This window comes from Paenibacillus sp. FSL R7-0189 (assembly GCF_037969925.1).
Taxonomy (GTDB): Bacteria; Bacillota; Bacilli; order Paenibacillales; family Paenibacillaceae; genus Paenibacillus_AQ; species Paenibacillus_AQ odorifer.
This window is the reverse complement of the sequence record NZ_CP150223.1, coordinates 514,494-532,642: the sequence shown is the minus strand read 5'-3', so window position 1 is coordinate 532,642 and position 18,149 is coordinate 514,494. Positions and strand designations below refer to the sequence as shown.

The following is an 18,149-nucleotide window of genomic DNA, read 5'->3' as shown; positions in this document are numbered from 1 at the left end:
ACGTCAGTCAGGAGGAATGGGATTGCACAATAATGTCCACAGACGCATACTCGGCGGACTGATTATTTTAAGTTCAGTGGTAGCCGTGTTGGTCCTTAGGCTGGCGTGGATTCAACTGTTTATGAAGGAACAGACGGTCCCTGGAACGAAATATACACTTGCAAAGATGGCGGAAATTCAAAGCGAACGGGAGACTGTATTGGATACTGGGCGGGGGCGCCTGTATGACCGAAAGAGTGAACCCCTTGCCGGGGAAACCATTTGGACGGCTGCTTTTTTTCCTCAAGAGGCGAAGGCTAGGAATACCGTGACGAAGGTTGTATACGAAGAAGCTGAGTCCATGCACCGATTGGCAGCTATCCTTGGAGTGAGTTATGAGCAATTGCTAAACAAGCGCTCTTCCCTTAAAGAACCTCTGCTTTGGCCATCCTCAGTGGGAAAAGGACCGCTCGCACTTACATCCGCACAAGCAAAAGAAGTGAGTGCGCTGGGGATCGACGGAGTAGGCGTGCTTCCCTTTGCTCGCAGATATGATGGAAATTCAACTGGACGGCAGTGGCTTGGATATTTATCGGAAGCGGTCCCAAACACTGATGGGAAGGCATCGCCATCGGGGCTGAGAATTCCGATGACAGGAACGGACGGGTTAGAAAAGACCCTGGAGCCGTTGCTTCGAGGCGTCGGGCATACTGAGGCATACGCTCAGGTTGATGCGCGCGGGCAACGTGTCCCGGGCAGTCCCATTCAAGTGCGGGCCCCGGGCAATCCGTATTATCCGCTGTCTTTATATACAACGATTGATAAAAAGCTTCAGGAACAAATAGAGGAGTTAGCTGTCAAAGCTGGAATGGAGGAAGGAGCCGTGGTGGTGTTAGACACCGGAACGGGAGATATTGAAGCCATGGTATCTTTACCTTTTTACGACCCAGAGAAGATATCCCCTGAAGGGGGAGAGTGGAATAACCGGGCGCTGCAGGCTGCTGTACCTGGATCAATCTTCAAAATCGTCACAGCAGCCGCGGCACTAGAAGCCGGGGTCACCTCAGCGGATGAGCTCTTCTATTGTTCAGGGCAATATGAGAAATATGGATTATCTTGTCTAAAAGGAAAAGGACACGGCGCCCTCACGCTGGCGCAAGGGTTCGCCGTGTCCTGTAATACAGTATTTGCTGCGCTGGCAGAGCGCTTAAGTGGGGCGCAGCTTCAAGCGACAGCACTCGCGCTGGGGCTCGGAAGAGATATTAGCTGGCAAGCGGAGAATACGCTTGGTTTTCCAGTTCTTAAGCCACTATCCGGTGAGCAGAAGGGGACGATCTTCACTTCTTTGCTGCCGGATGATCCAGGCGCCAGAGTGCAGACGGCCATTGGGCAGCGAGATGTGCAAGTGACACCACTTCAGGCAGCCAACCTGGTAGTGACGTTACTGCATGGAGGGGAAGTGAGAGCGCCAAGAATTCTCCAGCGTGTGACCTTTGCAAATGGTCAAAAGCTAGAGGATCTGCCGGGTCATCTTTCCCCTTCAACTGCAGGGAGGATCTCAGAATCTACAGCCCGCCAGCTGCTGTCCTGGATGCGTAAAGTTGTTACGGATGGAACCGGCACAAGTCTGCAGAGTACGAAATGGCCGGTTGCCGGGAAATCAGGTACGGCACAAACCCTTGTTAAGGGTGTGCCGCGTAACAATCAATGGTTTATCGGCTATGGGCCGGTGGATCATCCCAGATATGCTGTGTCGGTAGCGGTTGAGAACGTTGCTCCGGACAGTTCACATCTAGCGGTTAAGCTGTTTGGTCAAGTGTTGGATTTACTATCATCGGTTCCCTCTGGAGCTTGAGGTTCAGGTGGTGGCGCAGAGCTGGTATGATTGGAAGCTGGACCGTTAGCAGCAAAGGGCGAAACGATAAATTCCTCTTGCGGAAGATAGATCCAGCTCTGAAGATACCCTTGTTGAATCAGTTCTTTTATCAGAATAAGCAGAATCGGCGACAGGATCAGACCGGCCATACCGAAAGCAGATGTGGACAGAATGACGAACGACAGCATAAGGAAAGCTGAGGATACGCCAATCGAATTCCCGGTAATCTTCGGCTCAAGCAGCTGTCTAACAATTAGTACAATGGCAAGGAGGATAATTAATCCGATAGCCAGTGAAGTATTGCCCACGATGAACAAATAGATGATCCAAGGGACTAAAATTGTCGTCACGCCAAGAAGCGGCAAAACATCAAATACAGCGCAGACTAACGCCATTGTGATTTCGTTGCCGGTTCGCAGAATAAATAAGCCAACCAGAACTATGGCAAAAGTAATGCTGATCAGAATAAGTTGTGCTTTTAAATAGGACCCGATGGCTTTAAAAACATTGCCTTGTAAAAAGGCAAAGGCGTTCTTAAAAGTTTTTGGCATTTTGTCATGCGCGATTTTACGCCAATCTTTGATCTCCATGCTAAGGAAAAATGCCAAAATGATGGCTATCCCGAAATTGGCCATGAAGGTGGAGAAGGAGCCAAGAATACCGGCCATATATTTTAGAAAAGTAATCAGCCATCCTGTTAGGACATCCGTGGCATCTTTAAAGTAGCCGTTGACCTTGTTCGTAATATCGGGTGGCAAGTTATCTATTTTTTGCTGCAGGTAGGTCGTGGTCTCCACAAAATGCTGCTGCACCACATATGTATATTTAGGGAGGTTCTCTTGGAAGTGAAGGGCCTGGATCGTAATCAGTAGACCGGCACCAAATAATGTACCTAACAGCACAATCAGAAAGAGCAACACTGAAATAGCGGAGGCGAAAGGTTTACCAAGACCACGGCGGTTCAAGAAGCGGGCCAAGGGTTCGATAAGCAAAAATACAAAAAAAGACAGGAATACAGGTGCAGCTAACTGGTACAGTTTACTAAAGGAGAACATAATTAAATAAACCGTGAGGACAATTAATCCGATGTCAAAAAATGTGCGCCAATATTTTTTGTATAACGGCAGCATAGATATAAACAACTCCCTTTTTTTTATAAGTGGATATGCCAGGTTGATTACATTGTACATGATTTTACTTTAAAAGCGTCTATTTCTTTGATACATGTGTTAAAATAGGGGGTAACGTTTTTTTTATTCTACTTCACTTGGCCGTTTCACAGGTTCTGCTTGCAGACATTAGGCGAGCCAAAGTCAACTCTGGAAAAGCGGGGAATTAATATGCAGACTTTGCTGCTCTGGTTATTTTACATCTCATCATTTTATGCTTTTATCCCTGGTATGATCAGCCGGATTTTTGGTTACCGTGTCTTTCGTAAAGGAACTGGGCGAAATGAATTCGCTCTGACCTTCGATGATGGACCTGATCCTCGATTTACACCATTACTGCTGGAATTACTGAAGAGGTATGATGCAAAAGCGACCTTTTTTGTAGTAGGCTCTAATGCTGAACGTTATCCTGATCTTATTCAGCGTATCCATGATGAGGGACATCTCATCGGGATTCATAATTATGTTCACAAGACGAACTGGCTCATGCGGCCAGCAACCGTCCGCCGGCAGATTCAACGTACGAATGATATTATTTATAATATTATTGGCGAACGCAGTACGTATTACCGTCCACCTTGGGGCATTGTCAATTTATTTGATATTTCCAAACGACGCCAAGTTGAAATTGTGCTTTGGTCGGCAATGTTTGGCGATTGGCGTGAGAAGCTCGGCGCCGAAAAACTTACTGAGAAGATGCTGGCCCGTCTAAATCCCGGGGAAGTGATGTTGTTGCATGATAGCGGCACAACGCTGGGTGCAGATGCGGATGCTCCAGGGAATATGCTTGTGGCTCTTGAGCAGACACTGGAGGAAGCCCGTAAACGGGGACTCCGCAGCATTCGGATTGACGAAATGATTAAGATGGCTGAGACGTCACCTATCCGGCGCTTATCTTTTGGTAAACGGGTGCTTGTAGGACTTTGGTTAGCTTGGGAACAGGTATTTCAAGCTCTTTTTCATCTCCAAACGATTACTCCGTCAGATCCTTTCCTGCATTATCGGATGCGGAAATATCAGGGCGAACCGGTTGAACTCGAGGGTGGAGCACTGCTCCGTAAAGGTGACAAAGTCATTGAGCTGCACATCGATAATAAACAGCTGTTCGAATTAGGAATTCATTCACGTTCTTCCGCTCAACTTGCGATTCGAATGATCCGCAGAATGGAAAAGGATCTGCCCATTCTTGCTGAGATCATTGCCAAAGATGTGGATCTTGCAGAAGCCAAAGCGCTTTACGGGGTCAGCATGATTAACCGGGGACCGGAGAAATTCGGCTTTACCGTACGCGATTTGCCGGATGGCTTATTCGCACGTTCCTCTAAATTTTACTTAAGGATCCTGTTAAGTGTGATTCATCCAGCAGGTGGGGCAAGGCTTAAAGAACGGAGCGAGGTCCTTGTGCCGAAGCTTATCCTGATGCCTGTCTCAGAGCTGCTCAAAAAGATGAATCAACAGCTGCCTCATCATCCGAAAACTGCAAAAAAACGCAAATCGCAACAGGAAGAATCGTTGTCACTTAATGATTCGGTTGCGGAAGTAGAAATGCCAGGTGCGACAGTAACAAATTGATTCATGATCTTATTGATAAATATTATACAGTGGACGTGTAAAGAGATGTTCTACAATCCAACGTTGGGTTGTGGAACATTTTTTTGTTGGGATAATTAAAAAAAGAGCAGCCCGCCAGTAAAAATACTAAGGTGGGACTGCTCTTGCTTGTTTTAATATTCTTTTCTGCTAAAGGGATTAGATCTTCAGCACAGCGCCGTTACTTGCGTTGGTAACCATTTTGGAGTAACGAGCCAGGTAACCAGTTTTAACTTTAGGTTCGAATTCTTTCCAACCTGTACGACGAACTGCTAATACTTCTTCTTCAACCAGCAATTCAATCTTCCGGTTGTTGAGATCCAGTTCAATGATGTCTCCATCCTCAACAAAAGCGATCGGACCGCCTTCAGCTGCTTCTGGAGAGATATGACCGATACTGATTCCGCGGGAAGCCCCCGAGAAACGACCGTCTGTAATCAGACCGACCTTAGCACCCAGCCCCATACCCACGATTTGTGAAGTAGGCGCCAGCATTTCCGGCATTCCAGGTCCGCCCTTAGGACCTTCATAGCGGATAACGACTACATGGCCTTCTTTAACTTTACCGTTGGCGATACCTTCCAGTGCAGCTTCTTGGGAATCAAAGCAGATCGCAGGACCTTTATGATATCCGCCTACTGAAGCATCAACTGCACCAACCTTGATGATAGAACCCTCAGGAGCCAAGTTTCCGTAAAGTACGGCCAGACCGCCTCTTTCGGAGTAAGGGTTGTCGATAGTATGAATTACGGAAGTATCTTGGATCTCGTGTCCGATTACGTTCTCGGCTAATGTTTTGCCGGTAACGGTCATACATTCCCCGAACAGAGCACCTGGTTTCTTCAGCAGTTCATTCAATACAGCACTAACGCCGCCCGCACGGTCCACATCTTCGATAAAGATATCAGAAGCTGGAGCCAGCTTAGCCAGATATGGAACACGGTTTGCAACTTCGTTAATGCGTTCAAGCGGATAATCGATACCTGCTTCTTGAGCTAATGCAAGGGTGTGCAGCACTGTGTTAGTAGAACCACCCATTGCCATATCCAGTGCAAATGCGTTATCAAGGGATTCTTTAGTTACGATATCTCTTGGTTTAAGATCCAGCTTAATCAATTCCATCAGTTGTGTTGCGGATCTGCGAACAAATTCTCTACGCTCATCAGCAACAGCCAAAATTGTACCGTTACCTGGCAATGCCAGTCCAAGTGCTTCTGCAAGGCAGTTCATGGAGTTGGCAGTGAACATTCCGGAACAAGATCCACAGGTTGGACAACCGAATTGTTCTAATTCAAGCAACTCTGCATCGTTGATTTTGCCGACTTGGTGAGCACCAACGCCTTCAAATACCGAGGTCAGAGAGAGCTTGTTACCTTTACTATCTACGCCGGCTTTCATTGGGCCGCCGCTTACGAACATGGTTGGGATGTTAACACGCAGTGCGCCCATCATCATGCCCGGTGTAATTTTATCACAGTTAGGGATGCAGACCATGCCATCGAACCAATGCGCGGAAACTACGGTTTCCAAGGCGTCAGCGATGATCTCGCGGCTTGGCAGTGAATAACGCATGCCGATATGTCCCATAGCAATTCCGTCATCTACGCCGATCGTATTGAATTCAAAAGGAACGCCACCAGCTTCGCGAATCGCTTCCTTAACGATTTTACCGAACTCTTGCAAATGCACATGCCCTGGAACAATATCAATATAGGAATTGCAGACCGCAATAAACGGCTTTCCGAAATCTTCTTCTTTTACTCCGGCTGCTCTCAGGAGACTACGGTGTGGAGCACGGTCAAAGCCTTTTTTAATCATGTCTGAACGCATTTTCTTGGCTGCCATAATGACATTCCCCCCTAAATGAATTTCAATCAAATATAGTGTCGCATTAACGCAATGAACTCCAAAGACCTGCGTATATACGGTTTATAGAAAGAACGGGGACCTGCTTCCTGAATAAGAAAAGCGATGCCGTTTCTATAAAAAAAGCCGCTGTTTTGGTATAAACAGTTACCGCCTAAAATGAACGGAGAAGTCATTGTTATTAGTGAGTCTATCACAAAGAGCACGTTTTTTCTACCGGACAATGTGAAGTTTGTCGATTGACGCAAAGCGTGGGAAGTGGAGGAAAAGCTCATTTTCGAAAGGAAAGTGCTTTATTTGGAAAATGGATCAGGGTTCGGATGTATCTATTTACCACTCTAGACAACTTTAGGAGAGCTGAGTATGATGGGAGTTATTATTTTATGGGAGGTGCTGGAAAATCGGGATTTGTGTATTATTATCGCCGCGGTGGATCGTTTTTACGGGGATGAAAAGCTAAGGAGGGAAAGGGAATGTCACAGCGTACAACTTATTTAAATCCAATTGTAGCAAGCTCAGGAGACCCATGGGTATTCAAACATACCGATGGATATTATTACTTTATGGCCACAAAAGCTAAATGTCTGGAGCTGACGAGATCTAGAACCTTGACCGGCCTTGCGGAGGGCGACAAGAAAGTGATCTGGTCTCCCGAACCGGGGGGCAGCTACAGTTACAATCTGTGGGCGCCGGAAATTCATCATTTGGACAACAAATGGTACATTTACTACACTGCGAATGACGGAGGAGGCGACGATTCACGACGGATTTGCGTGCTGGAGAATGAAGAGGCAAACCCGCTGGAAGGGCAGTGGGTATGGAGAGGTGCTTTGCAGACACCTGTCCCAGGGTTGGATGGAACAGTAATGTCATTGCGGGATCAGCTGTACTTTCTGTATGCGGGATATGGTCATTTCCCTGATTATGGGTCGGCTATTTACATTATGCGAATGAGTAATCCTTGGACCTTGGAAGGGGAACATCACCTGCTTACCGCTCCAACTCTGTCATGGGAGAAGCAAGGTGGCATGGCGATTAACGAAGGTCCGGTAATTTTGCGGCGCAACAATCGTATTTTCATGGTTTATTCGGCAAGTACGACTTGGTCTGAGGATTATGCACTAGGGATGCTCACCATGAGCGAAGCGGCAGATCCTTTGCAACCGCTGTCATGGGAAAAATCAATGTCGCCTGTATTTTGCAAAAGTGTAGAGAACGGGATTTTTGCCACGGGGCACAATAGCTTCACACGATCTCCTGATGGCAAGGAAGATTGGATAGTCTATCATGCGCTTCCTTCCGCTGGAGCGGATGTGTCTTTGCGAGCAACCCGTATCCAGAAATTTGGGTGGAAGGTGGATGGGACACCGGATTTTGGGGTTCCTTGTAGGGATACGCTTGCTCAGACCGTACCGTCGGGAGAATAAGAATAAAACAGAAAAACAAGATTGAAAAGGCCATTCATTACAGAAAAACTGTAATGAATGGCCTTTTCATGTAATGCAGATATTTTTATTCGCTGTCGATAATAATTGACGAAAAACGCCTGTGTTATAAGGGTTTTTTCGCCAAAATACAGGGTGTTTAGTACGTTTTTTTAATAGGTTTGTAGTTGGTGTAGCCATATATTTGTTTGAGAAAAGTTCGTAAGATTACAAAATTATTGTATGAAAGCGTTGACATATGGATTTTGGATGCTTATAATTCGATCTGAGATACAGAAAAACTGTATTAATCAAGGGGAGTTATCTACAGGGCAAAAAGGAGCGTGGTTCCAAGCTTTGGATTTGCTTAAGGCGTTGTGGCAAATATTTTATAGTGGGAGGTTAAGTATGAAGAACAATGCAAAGCGTTTTTTTAGTCTTTTATTTGTGTTAATACTGATCATTTCGACTGTAACAGCATGTAGTGGCAACAGTGCAAACAATGGGGCTGATAACGGTGGCTCCAACAACAAAGAGAACGAGAGCACAGCCAAAGACCCGGTTGAGTTTACAGATATCAGCGCAGACATACGCGGCAATACAGCCCCAACGCAAGAGCAAATCGACGAAGTGAATCATTCCTTGAATGATACATACCTCGGCGACGTTTTCGATGAAGTCATTCCAAATGATTACTCAGCTTATCCTGTTAAAGGTGATGTGGTTCTGGATGTATGGATGCCTGCGAATTCCAATATTCCGGATATGAACAATCATGCTGTCCAGAAGCAGGTGGAGCAATTAACGGGAATCAAAGTAAACTTCATCACGCCGCCAATCGGCCAGGAAGCGGATGCCTTCACGCTGATGATCTCCTCCGGTGAACTGCCTGACATTATCATTGAGCCGGGACGTTATCCGGGAGGTTTTGAAGCGGGCGTAAATGACGGCGCTTATATCGATCTGACAGATCTGATGGAGAAAAATGCTCCGAACTATACGAAGTGGCGCAATTCGGATGAATCAAGAAGAAAAACCACGGTCACGGATGACGGCAAGCTGCTTGGCTTTTATGGCATCGCCCCATATTCAGAGTGGACTTGGTTTGGAACGTTGATTAAGCAAGAGGCGCTGGATAAAACAGGGCTTGAAGTTCCAAATACGATTGATGAATGGCATACCTTCCTGACAAAAGCAAAGGAAGTCGGATACAAAGCACCACTTAATTACGGCTCTACTTACGGCCAGATTTTTACCGGCATCATAAATGGCGCATATGGAGTATGGGATTGGACGTTCCTTGATGAGAATGGCAAAGTGGCCTGGGGGCCAGCACAGCCGAAAGCTAAGGAATATTTGACCACCATGCAGCAATGGAACAAAGAAGGATTACTGAACCCGGACTGGGCAACGGCAGACTTTAACCAGAGAATGGCGAGTGCCATTTCGGGAGATACCGCGATGATGATGGACTCTCCGGATACGATGTGGAGTTATTGGAAAGAGCAAAGCGGTATCGACTTTGTGGGGGCACTGAACCCGGTTCTAAACAAAGGAGATAAGTCCGCAACCACGTACAAAAATTTCAAAAGAGCGGGGATCGAAGCTGCGATCACAACGCAAAGCAAAAATGTAGAAGCGGCAATGGCTTGGCTTGATTTTAATTACAGTAAAAAGGGCTGGGAATTGATTAACTTTGGTGAATACGGCACGGTCCACCTGATTGATGACACGGGAATGCCTTATTATCCAGAGAACAGTTATATCTTTAAAGACCCTGAAGGTCAGCCCGTATCGACAACCTTATGGAAATACCGGATGCACAACTGGCCGGATATCCGGGATGAGCATCATTCCAACCCGCTGATCGCTGCCAAAGGAAGTTATTCGGGAGACATTCGCAAGAATTGGACAGAAAATATGGACACCAGTATGGCTATGCCACCTATTTCCTTTACCAAGGATGAAGCTTCGCGGGAAGCCGAGCTTGGAAACCAGCTGTCGACACTGCGCGGAGAGTATTTTGCAAAAATCATAATGGGAGACCTGCCGGTAGATGCCTATGATAAATTTTTGAAAGAAGCTCAGAGCATGGGACTGGAAGAGTTTTTGAGTATCCATCAGGCAGCCTTAGATCGATATAACAAACGATAGGTGGTTGTTTTATGGAAATATTACGAAAAAACAGAGCGATAAAGCCCATTCCTCAGGACGCCAAACCTAAAAATACCAAGCTAGTGATTAAGAAGGATTTGAAAAAGAACTGGTTTGTCTATCTGTTGGCCGTCCCTGTTGTAGCATGGTTCCTGATTTTCTGCTACGGGCCGATGTGGGGGGTTATGATCGCCTTCAAGGATTTTAAACCCCTGCTGGGGTTTGGCCAGAGCGAGTGGGTAGGGTTTAAGCACTTTATTGATTTTTTCCAAGGGCCTTATTTCTGGCGGGTCGTTAAAAACACCCTTCTCCTCAATGTTTGGGGGATTGCCTTTGGATTTACAGCCCCGATTATTCTGTCCTTGATGCTGAACGAAATCCGTGGGGTTAAGTTTAAAAAAGTGGTCCAAACGATCACCTATATGCCGCACTTTATTTCCCTGGTGGTGGTATGCGGGATCATTCATATCTTTGCCGCAGATGAAGGGATTATCACGCAAATCCTGCAATTTATTACCGGAAAAGAGTACTCTTCACTGCTCGGCTACTCTTCGTTCTTCCGGCCGATTTATACCTTCTCCGGCATTTGGCAGAGCATCGGCTGGGATAGCATCATCTACCTTGCGGCGATGAGTTCCATCGATACTTCATTATATGAAGCTGCTGAAATTGACGGAGTGGGACGGATTAAAAAAATGTGGCATATTACGCTGCCGCAGATCAGCCCAGTTATCATCATTCTGTTTATTTTTGCCATCGGCGGGTTGATGTCATCCGGGTACGAGAAGATTATCCTGCTGTACAATCCTCTGATCTATGATACGGCGGATGTTATTGCCTCTTATGTTTATCGTCGCGGTTTAAGAGAAGCCAGTCTTAGTTATTCTACGGCTGTGGGCTTGGTCAGCTCAATCGTTAACTTCGGGCTGCTCTGGATGACCAATACAATAGCCAAACGCAGGTCCGAGGTCAGCTTATGGTAAGAAAGAGGGACAGCTATGAAAGATAATTTGCAGCGTAAAACGAAAAAAAGACGAAAACATAAATCCATCGGCGACAGAGTGTTTGACGGCACGCTTTATACTCTGCTGACCGCATTAACCTTGGTGTGTTTTTATCCGATCCTGCATATCCTGTTTGCTTCCGTCAGCGACCCCGGCATGTTGATTGCTCATAAAGGGATTTTGCTGAAACCGCTGGGGTTCACTTTGGATGGCTATAAGCTGGTGTTTAAAGATAACAGTCTGATCAACGGCTATAAAAACACGATTATATATGTAGGGTTAGGCACATTAGTCAACATGATCATGACCATTCTGGGAGCTTATGTATTGTCCAGACGAGGTTTGTATTTCAAAAACTTTATCATGATCCTGATTACAATCACCATGTTCTTTGGTGGCGGGTTGATTCCTTGGTTCTTATTAATGAAGGATATTGGTTTGTACAATAATTTGTGGGCCATGATTTTGCCAAGTGCTTTAAGCACATGGAACATTATTATTTTACGAACTAGCTTTCAAGCCATTCCGCAGGAATTGGAAGAGGCGGCTACTATTGACGGGGCAAGTCAGGCCCATATTTTAACGAATGTGATTCTACCGCTGTCCAAAGCTACGCTGGCCGTAATCTTTTTATACTATTTAGTTGGGAACTGGAACTCATGGTTTAATGCGATGGTGTTGTTGAAGGACAGACAGCTGTTCCCGCTGCAGCTATTAATGAAGGAAATATTAGTAGCTAATGATGCAACCGCAACCTCGATCGGCAGTGCAGGCGGGGTAGTCATCGATAGCGCCCAGAGCCAGACGGCTTTCCGCGAGCTGGTTAAGTATTGCGCGATTGTCGTTTCTACGCTTCCTATATTAATGGTATATCCTTTCTTGCAAAAATATTTTGTTAAAGGTGTTTACGTAGGTTCGATTAAAGGATAGCGGGCAAAAAAACAAGTTCATCTTATATAGAAATTATTTAATAGGAGTGAAGTACACCATGTTGACAGAAGCAAGCAGCACATCCGTTCCACGTCCAGAATATCCAAGACCCCAATTTGCCCGTAAGGATTGGCTTAGCCTAAATGGAGAATGGGATTTTACGTTTGATGATGAAGATGTCGGTGAGGAAGAACAATGGTATCGGGCGGACACAAAGGGTTTATTTTCACAGGTTATTCAAGTGCCCTTTGCGTTTCAGAGCAAGCTGAGCGGAATTGAAGATCCTTCATTTCATGATGTTGTGTGGTATAGAAGAACTTTCGAAGTTCCTGAGGGTTGGAACGGGAAGCGGATTGTCCTCCATTTCGGCGCCGTTGATTATTTGGCAAAAGTCTGGGTGAATGGTCAGCTGGTGGCCGTGCATGAAGGTGGACATACGCCATTTCAGGCCGATATCACTCCTTCGCTGATCAAAGGAAATAATACCATTATACTGCGCGCAGAGGATTTCAGCCGCGATGTCACCTTGCCGCGGGGCAAGCAATATTGGCTGGAACAGTCTGCTGCCATCTTTTATACCCGCACAACCGGAATCTGGCAGAGTGTCTGGCTTGAACCGCTGTCTGCAGTGCATCTGAATAAAACCATGATGACACCAGATATTGACCGCAATGAAATCCGGCTTCGGACCTTTCTGCAAGGATTTAAGTCTGCTGATCCGCTCAAGCTGCGCATAACGGTATCGTATGACGGTGAAGTGATCGCAGAGGATCAATATATGATCAAGAATGCAGAGCAGCTGCGGACTATCGGCTTGGGGGATTTTGCGGATCATGGTCTTGGACGTTTATGGAGCCCTGAGCATCCGAATTTGTATGATATTCAATTCCAATTGCTTCGGAATGAGGAAGTAATTGATGAAGCGGCGAGTTATTTCGGCATGCGCAAGGTGTCGATTGAAAATGGCAAGCTATGCTTGAATAACCGCCCATATTTCCAGAGACTGGTGCTGGATCAGGGGTACTTCCCTGACGGGATACTAACCGCACCTACAGACGAAGAGCTGAAACGTGATGCCCAGCTGACGAAGGAAATGGGCTTTAACGGGGTGAGGAAACATCAGAAGACAGAAGATCCCCGGTTCCTGTATTGGTGTGATAAGCTCGGCCTGCTGGTATGGAGTGAGGCAGCCAATGCTTACGAATATTCCGAGGAGTATGTCCGCCGCTTCACGAAGGAATGGCAGGAGATCATCGAGCGCGACTATAACCATCCTTGTATCGTGACCTGGGTTCCGCTTAATGAGAGTTGGGGGGTTCCCAATGTCCAGATTGATACACGCCAGCAGCAGCACGGATTGGCAATGTATCATTTAACGAAATCCTTGGATGAGATGAGACCTGTTGTGTATAACGATGGGTGGGAGCATATGACTACAGATTTGGTGACTATTCATGACTATGAGAGCCATCAGGAAGTGCTGGAGGATAGATACGCCACGGTTGAATCTTCTGTAAATGCGATGCCGGCCAACCGCAAAATATTTGTCGGTGGAGCTTCGTATCAAGGCCAGCCGATTCTCGTATCCGAGTTTGGTGGAATTGCCTTCAAGAAAAGTGAGTGGGAGGGCTGGGGTTATTCTGGGGCAGAGAACGAAGAGGATTTCCTGATGAAGCTCAAGGCTGTGGTTGACCCGATGTTCACTTCCCCGGTGATCCAAGGTTATTGCTATACCCAGCTGACGGATGTCGAGCAGGAAATCAACGGACTGCTCACCTATGATAGACAGCCCAAAGCTCCGCTTGAAGCGATCCGCAACATCATGATGCATATCAAATAAATAACATTTATTAAAAGGAGTTACACCATGACACAACAAGCAACGCTTCCGCGTCCTGAATATCCCCGCCCTGACTTTGTTCGACCAGAGTGGATCAATCTGAACGGCCAGTGGCAATTCGAAATTGATCATGGCAAAAGTGGGAAGGAACGCGGATACCCTGTTAACGAACATAATCTCTCAGGGACAATTACTGTGCCCTTCTGTCCGGAAAGCAGGCTGTCCAGCGTAGAATACAAAGATTTTATGGCTGCTGTATGGTATAAAAGGGAGTTTACCGTGCCGGAGAACTGGACAAATGGCAGAGTTATCCTTCATTTTGGCGCCGTTGATTATATGGCGGAGGTCTGGGTGAACGGCGTATCCGTAGGTACGCATCGCGGAGGATATACTCCGTTTAGCTTTGATATTACTTCTAATCTTTTAGCGGGCGGTAATGTGATTACTGTATATGCTGAAGACGACGTTCGATCGGGGCGACAGCCGCGGGGCAAGCAGAGTGAACAGTTCCATTCGCACGGCTGCGACTATACACGCACTACAGGAATCTGGCAGACGGTATGGCTTGAGCAAGTGCCTGAGACCTATCTGTCTAATCTGAAAGTTGTCGCTGATCCCGACAATGGCTGTGTGCACCTCGAAATGAAGGTACAAGGGAACGTTGCGGGGGACACGCTTAGCGCTACTGCTCTTTATGGCGGCAAACCCGTCGGGGACAGCAGTGTGATTGTTTCCGGGCTCTCTATAAAACTTACGATTCCACTGTCAGAGATTCACTTATGGGAAGTTGGAAACGCCAGATTGTATGACCTGAAGTTATCCTTGCATTGTCAGGGACGGGAGAGTGATGTGGTCCATTCTTATTTTGGACTCCGCACGGTACGACTGGATGGGATGGCATTCCGGATCAATGGGAAATCCTTATTTCAGCGGTTAGTACTGGATCAAGGTTTTTATCCGGAGGGAATCTATACCGCTCCTACTGATGAAGATCTGCGCAGAGACATCGAAATCTCAATGGGGCTTGGCTTCAATGGCGCAAGACTTCACGAGAAGATCTTTGAGCCGCGTTATCTTTATTGGGCTGACCAATTAGGTTATCTTGTCTGGGGAGAACATGCCAATTGGGGGCTGAATATTACTGGAGCGGATAGCCTGTCTCACTTCCTGCCGGAATGGCTCGAAGGTATGCAGCGTGATTTCAATCATCCCGCGCTGATCGGCTGGTGCCCTTTTAATGAGACCTGGGATCGGGACGGTGTGAAGCAGCATAACGCCGTGCTACAGATTGTTTACGACGTAACAAAACGTATGGATCCAACACGTCCCGTAATTGATACAAGCGGTAACTTCCATGTGGCTACAGATATCTTCGATCTTCATGACTATGACCAGAATCCGCAGACGTTCCGGGACAGATATGAACCTATGAAGCATGGCGGTCAAGTATTCAATACCTTCCCGGATCGCCAAACGTATGAAGGTCAACCTTACTTCATCAGCGAGTATGGCGGAATTTGGTGGAACCCACAGCAGAAAGATGAAAAATCATGGGGGTATGGGGACAGACCGACCTCAGAGCAAATGTTTATCGAACGCTACGAGGGGTTGACGAATGTTCTATTAGATCATCCGCTGATGTTTGGATTCTGCTATACCCAGCTGTACGATGTGGAGCAGGAAGTTAATGGACTGTATACTTATGACAGACAGCCGAAGTTCGATCCTGAGCGTATCCGCCGCATCAATGCGCGTAAGGCTGCAATTGAAGATTAGAGGCGCTACGTAACTATTCATTCGAAAGGAATGTGATAGATTATGAAAGTGAATTTCCGGCAAAAATGTCTGGTAGCCTTAAGTGTTCTTCTTATTCTTCCAATGGGGAAGGTGACCTTAGCTGTCTCTGATCATAATGACTTTTACAACGTGGTTATGCAGGACGGGGCGGACCCATGGGTGTATAAACATACAGATGGCTTCTATTATTTCACCAAAACAACAGGTGGCAATGTTACTCTCTGGAAGTCAGCCCAGTTGACCACTATTGATGCAGCGCCTACTAAAGTTGTCAACACGGGCGGTAGCGGCATCTGGGCGCCTGAGCTACATTATATAAACGGAGCTTGGTATATCTACTATGCGATGGACGACGGAGATAACGTAAACCACCGCATGCATGTAATGGAGAACACAGCGGCAGACCCGATGCAGGGAACTTGGCAGTACAAAGGCCAGATCACAGATTCAAGCAATAAGTGGGCTATAGACGGTACTGTGCTGCAAGTGAACGGCGAGCTGTATTTTATCTGGTCCGGCTGGGAGGGGAATGTTAATGTGCGGCAGAATCTCTATATCGCGCATATGAGTAATCCCTGGACCATTGATTCCGAACGCGTAGAGATTTCAAGACCAACGTATAGCTGGGAAACGATTCATTCCCCAAATGTGAATGAAGGACCGCAGGTGATTATAAATGGAGAAGTCATTAGTTTGGTCTACTCGGCAAGTGGAAGCTGGACCAATGATTATTGTCTGGGACTGATCACCGCAGACATCTCCAGTGATCTGTTAGATCCGGCATCATGGAATAAACGCAATCAGCCTATCTTTTCCTCGGGCAATGGACTTTACGGACCTGGACACCATTCGTTTACTAAGTCTCCTGACGGCCAAGAGGATTGGATCATGTACCATGTCGCCAAATACAATAACGCTGGCTGGAACCGCGAGGTGCGGATGCAGAAATTCAGCTGGAATGCTGATCATACACCTAATCTGGGCATTCCCGTTGACCCTAATCTTCCGATAACTTTGCCTTCAGGTGAAACCATGCATACCCGCTACGAAGCGGAAAAAGGGACATTTGGCGGCGATGCCTATGCCTCTTCGAGTCCCAAGGGATCGGGTGGGCTTAAGGCGGGTCATATTGATACGCCGGACAGTTACGTGGAATTTTCAGTTGATACGGTTGCCGCAGGCGAATATATTCTTTTGGCTCGAACGGCGAATGGAACGGCTGGCGGGAATTGGTCGAATTTTCAGCTTAGTGTCAATGCAGGACCTTCCGGACCATTCTATATCACCAATAAAGGGTGGGAGAATTGGGGGCTGTCCACAGCTCGGATTCAACTGAAAGCAGGCATGAACAAGCTTCGTTTTACCAAAGGCGAAGGTTACGGAGAAATTGATTTCATTGATATTAAGCCATTGTGAATCGAACAAACCTAAGAGACCTACGAGATGGCTTCCGGTTTTCCGGAGGTCATTTCTAGGTGAATGGGCCTGTAGTTGTAATTGTTTTTCATCTCATTAAGAAGTAAGATTAGGATAATTATTAGGATACAAGGAGAGCTGATTTGTGCTGGAACTTAGCTTAAACGACCCGGAAAAATTAGTCACAGTAACGCATGCTTTATCAACCCGTTCTAGGGTTGATATACTTCGGCTCTTAAACTCCAAAAACTTAAATATTATTGAAATCGCTGAGAGGCTGAAGCTTCCAGTGTCGACGGTAGCAAGCAATATTAAAGTATTAGAAGCAGCAGAGTTAATTCATACAGAATTGCTTCCGGCTTCACGCGGGGCGATGAAAGTTTGCAGCCGGAATTATGATGATCTTCATATTGCCTTGAATTTAAAAGAGCCAATGCCAAAGGGATTAACTCATGTCTATGAAGTAGAGATGCCGATCGGTCATTATAGCGACTGTGAGGTATCTCCTACTTGCGGAATGGCTAATAGCGAGGGTCTTATTATCAAAGAAGATGAACCGTCGAGCTTTTATCACCCTAAACATGTCAACGCTCAGCTGATCTGGCTCCGCAAAGGATTCCTGGAATATTTGCTGCCTATGGATATCCCCTCCGGAGCACAAATTGAATCGCTGGAATTATCCATGGAGATCTGTTCGGAAGCTCCGAATTATGACCAGAACTGGCCTTCGAACATTTCCGTGTGGGTGAATGGATCGGAGATCGGCATGTGGACCAGTCCCGGTGATTTCGGTGACCGGCGGGGCAAGCTGAATCCGAACTGGTGGTGGGATGGATCCACACAATACGGGTTTCTCAAGACCTGGCGTGTTGACCATGAAAAGACGACGCTTGATATGGAGAAGGTGTCGAATGTTTCCTTAAATGATCTTCTGATTAACCGGAGCCCCAAATTGCGGCTGCGCATTGGAATCAATCCCGATGCAGTTCATCAAGGTGGACTTAACCTGTTCGGGCGCCAGTTTGGCGATTATGAACAACATATTATGATGAAGGTAAAATATACAATGGATCAGGATGAAGTAGAACTTTAGCTTAGGAGATG

General features: G+C 46.5%; 12 protein-coding genes. 10 read left to right on the top strand and 2 right to left on the bottom strand.

All coding sequences use genetic code 11. The features are described 5' to 3' along the window. Positions 1-16 precede the first annotated feature (16 nt). The gene (locus tag MKY63_RS02380; RefSeq protein ID WP_076141366.1) at positions 17-1,834 is read left to right on the top strand and encodes a penicillin-binding protein 2; all 1,818 of its coding nucleotides are present in this window, start codon (positions 17-19) and stop codon (positions 1,832-1,834) included. Here MKY63_RS02380 and MKY63_RS02375 read toward each other — a convergent pair. Beyond that, positions 1,792-2,985: an AI-2E family transporter gene (locus tag MKY63_RS02375; protein ID WP_038569524.1), complete on the bottom strand. Its 1,194-nt coding sequence runs from the start codon at positions 2,983-2,985 to the stop codon at positions 1,792-1,794. The two genes, MKY63_RS02380 and MKY63_RS02375, sit on opposite strands and share 43 nt — an antisense overlap. A gap of 210 nt (positions 2,986-3,195) precedes the next feature. Between MKY63_RS02375 and MKY63_RS02370 the strand changes: the two genes are divergently transcribed. After that, entirely contained in the window at positions 3,196-4,596 is a 1,401-nt protein-coding gene (locus tag MKY63_RS02370) for a polysaccharide deacetylase family protein (protein ID WP_038569525.1), read from the top strand. 177 nt (positions 4,597-4,773) lie between these two features. Here MKY63_RS02370 and ilvD read toward each other — a convergent pair whose 3' ends face one another. Continuing rightward, the gene (gene ilvD, locus MKY63_RS02365; protein ID WP_036680967.1) at positions 4,774-6,459 is read right to left on the bottom strand and encodes a dihydroxy-acid dehydratase; all 1,686 of its coding nucleotides are present in this window, start codon (positions 6,457-6,459) and stop codon (positions 4,774-4,776) included. 494 nt (positions 6,460-6,953) lie between these two features. Here ilvD and MKY63_RS02360 point away from each other — a divergent pair, with 494 nt between their 5' ends. The 8 genes from MKY63_RS02360 to MKY63_RS02325 all read left to right on the top strand — a co-directional run bounded on the left by MKY63_RS02360 (position 6,954) and on the right by MKY63_RS02325 (position 18,138). Beyond that, positions 6,954-7,907, top strand: coding sequence for a glycoside hydrolase family 43 protein (locus MKY63_RS02360; RefSeq protein WP_036680969.1), 954 nt, complete (start codon positions 6,954-6,956; stop codon positions 7,905-7,907). Between the two features lie 405 nt (positions 7,908-8,312). Next, positions 8,313-10,058, top strand: a complete 1,746-nt coding sequence (locus MKY63_RS02355) for an extracellular solute-binding protein (RefSeq protein ID WP_036680971.1) — start codon at positions 8,313-8,315, stop codon at positions 10,056-10,058. Positions 10,059-10,069: 11 nt separating this feature from the next. Then, a complete protein-coding gene (locus MKY63_RS02350) occupies positions 10,070-11,041 on the top strand; it encodes an ABC transporter permease subunit (protein ID WP_036680973.1) in 972 nt (323 codons plus the stop codon). 15 nt (positions 11,042-11,056) lie between these two features. After that, positions 11,057-11,992 carry a carbohydrate ABC transporter permease gene (locus MKY63_RS02345; protein ID WP_036680976.1) on the top strand — a complete coding sequence of 312 codons (936 nt, stop codon included), beginning with the start codon at positions 11,057-11,059 and terminating at the stop codon, positions 11,990-11,992. Between the two features lie 58 nt (positions 11,993-12,050). After that, a complete protein-coding gene (locus tag MKY63_RS02340; RefSeq protein WP_326047054.1) occupies positions 12,051-13,832 on the top strand; it encodes a sugar-binding domain-containing protein in 1,782 nt (593 codons plus the stop codon). 27 nt (positions 13,833-13,859) lie between these two features. Then, positions 13,860-15,608, top strand: coding sequence for a sugar-binding domain-containing protein (locus MKY63_RS02335; protein ID WP_339811401.1), 1,749 nt, complete (start codon positions 13,860-13,862; stop codon positions 15,606-15,608). A gap of 42 nt (positions 15,609-15,650) precedes the next feature. Next, complete coding sequence (locus MKY63_RS02330; RefSeq protein ID WP_339811398.1) at positions 15,651-17,045, top strand: family 43 glycosylhydrolase; 1,395 nt, start codon at positions 15,651-15,653, stop codon at positions 17,043-17,045. A gap of 145 nt (positions 17,046-17,190) precedes the next feature. Beyond that, positions 17,191-18,138, top strand: coding sequence for an ArsR family transcriptional regulator (locus MKY63_RS02325; protein WP_036680981.1), 948 nt, complete (start codon positions 17,191-17,193; stop codon positions 18,136-18,138). The last annotated feature ends 11 nt before the right edge of the window (positions 18,139-18,149 follow it).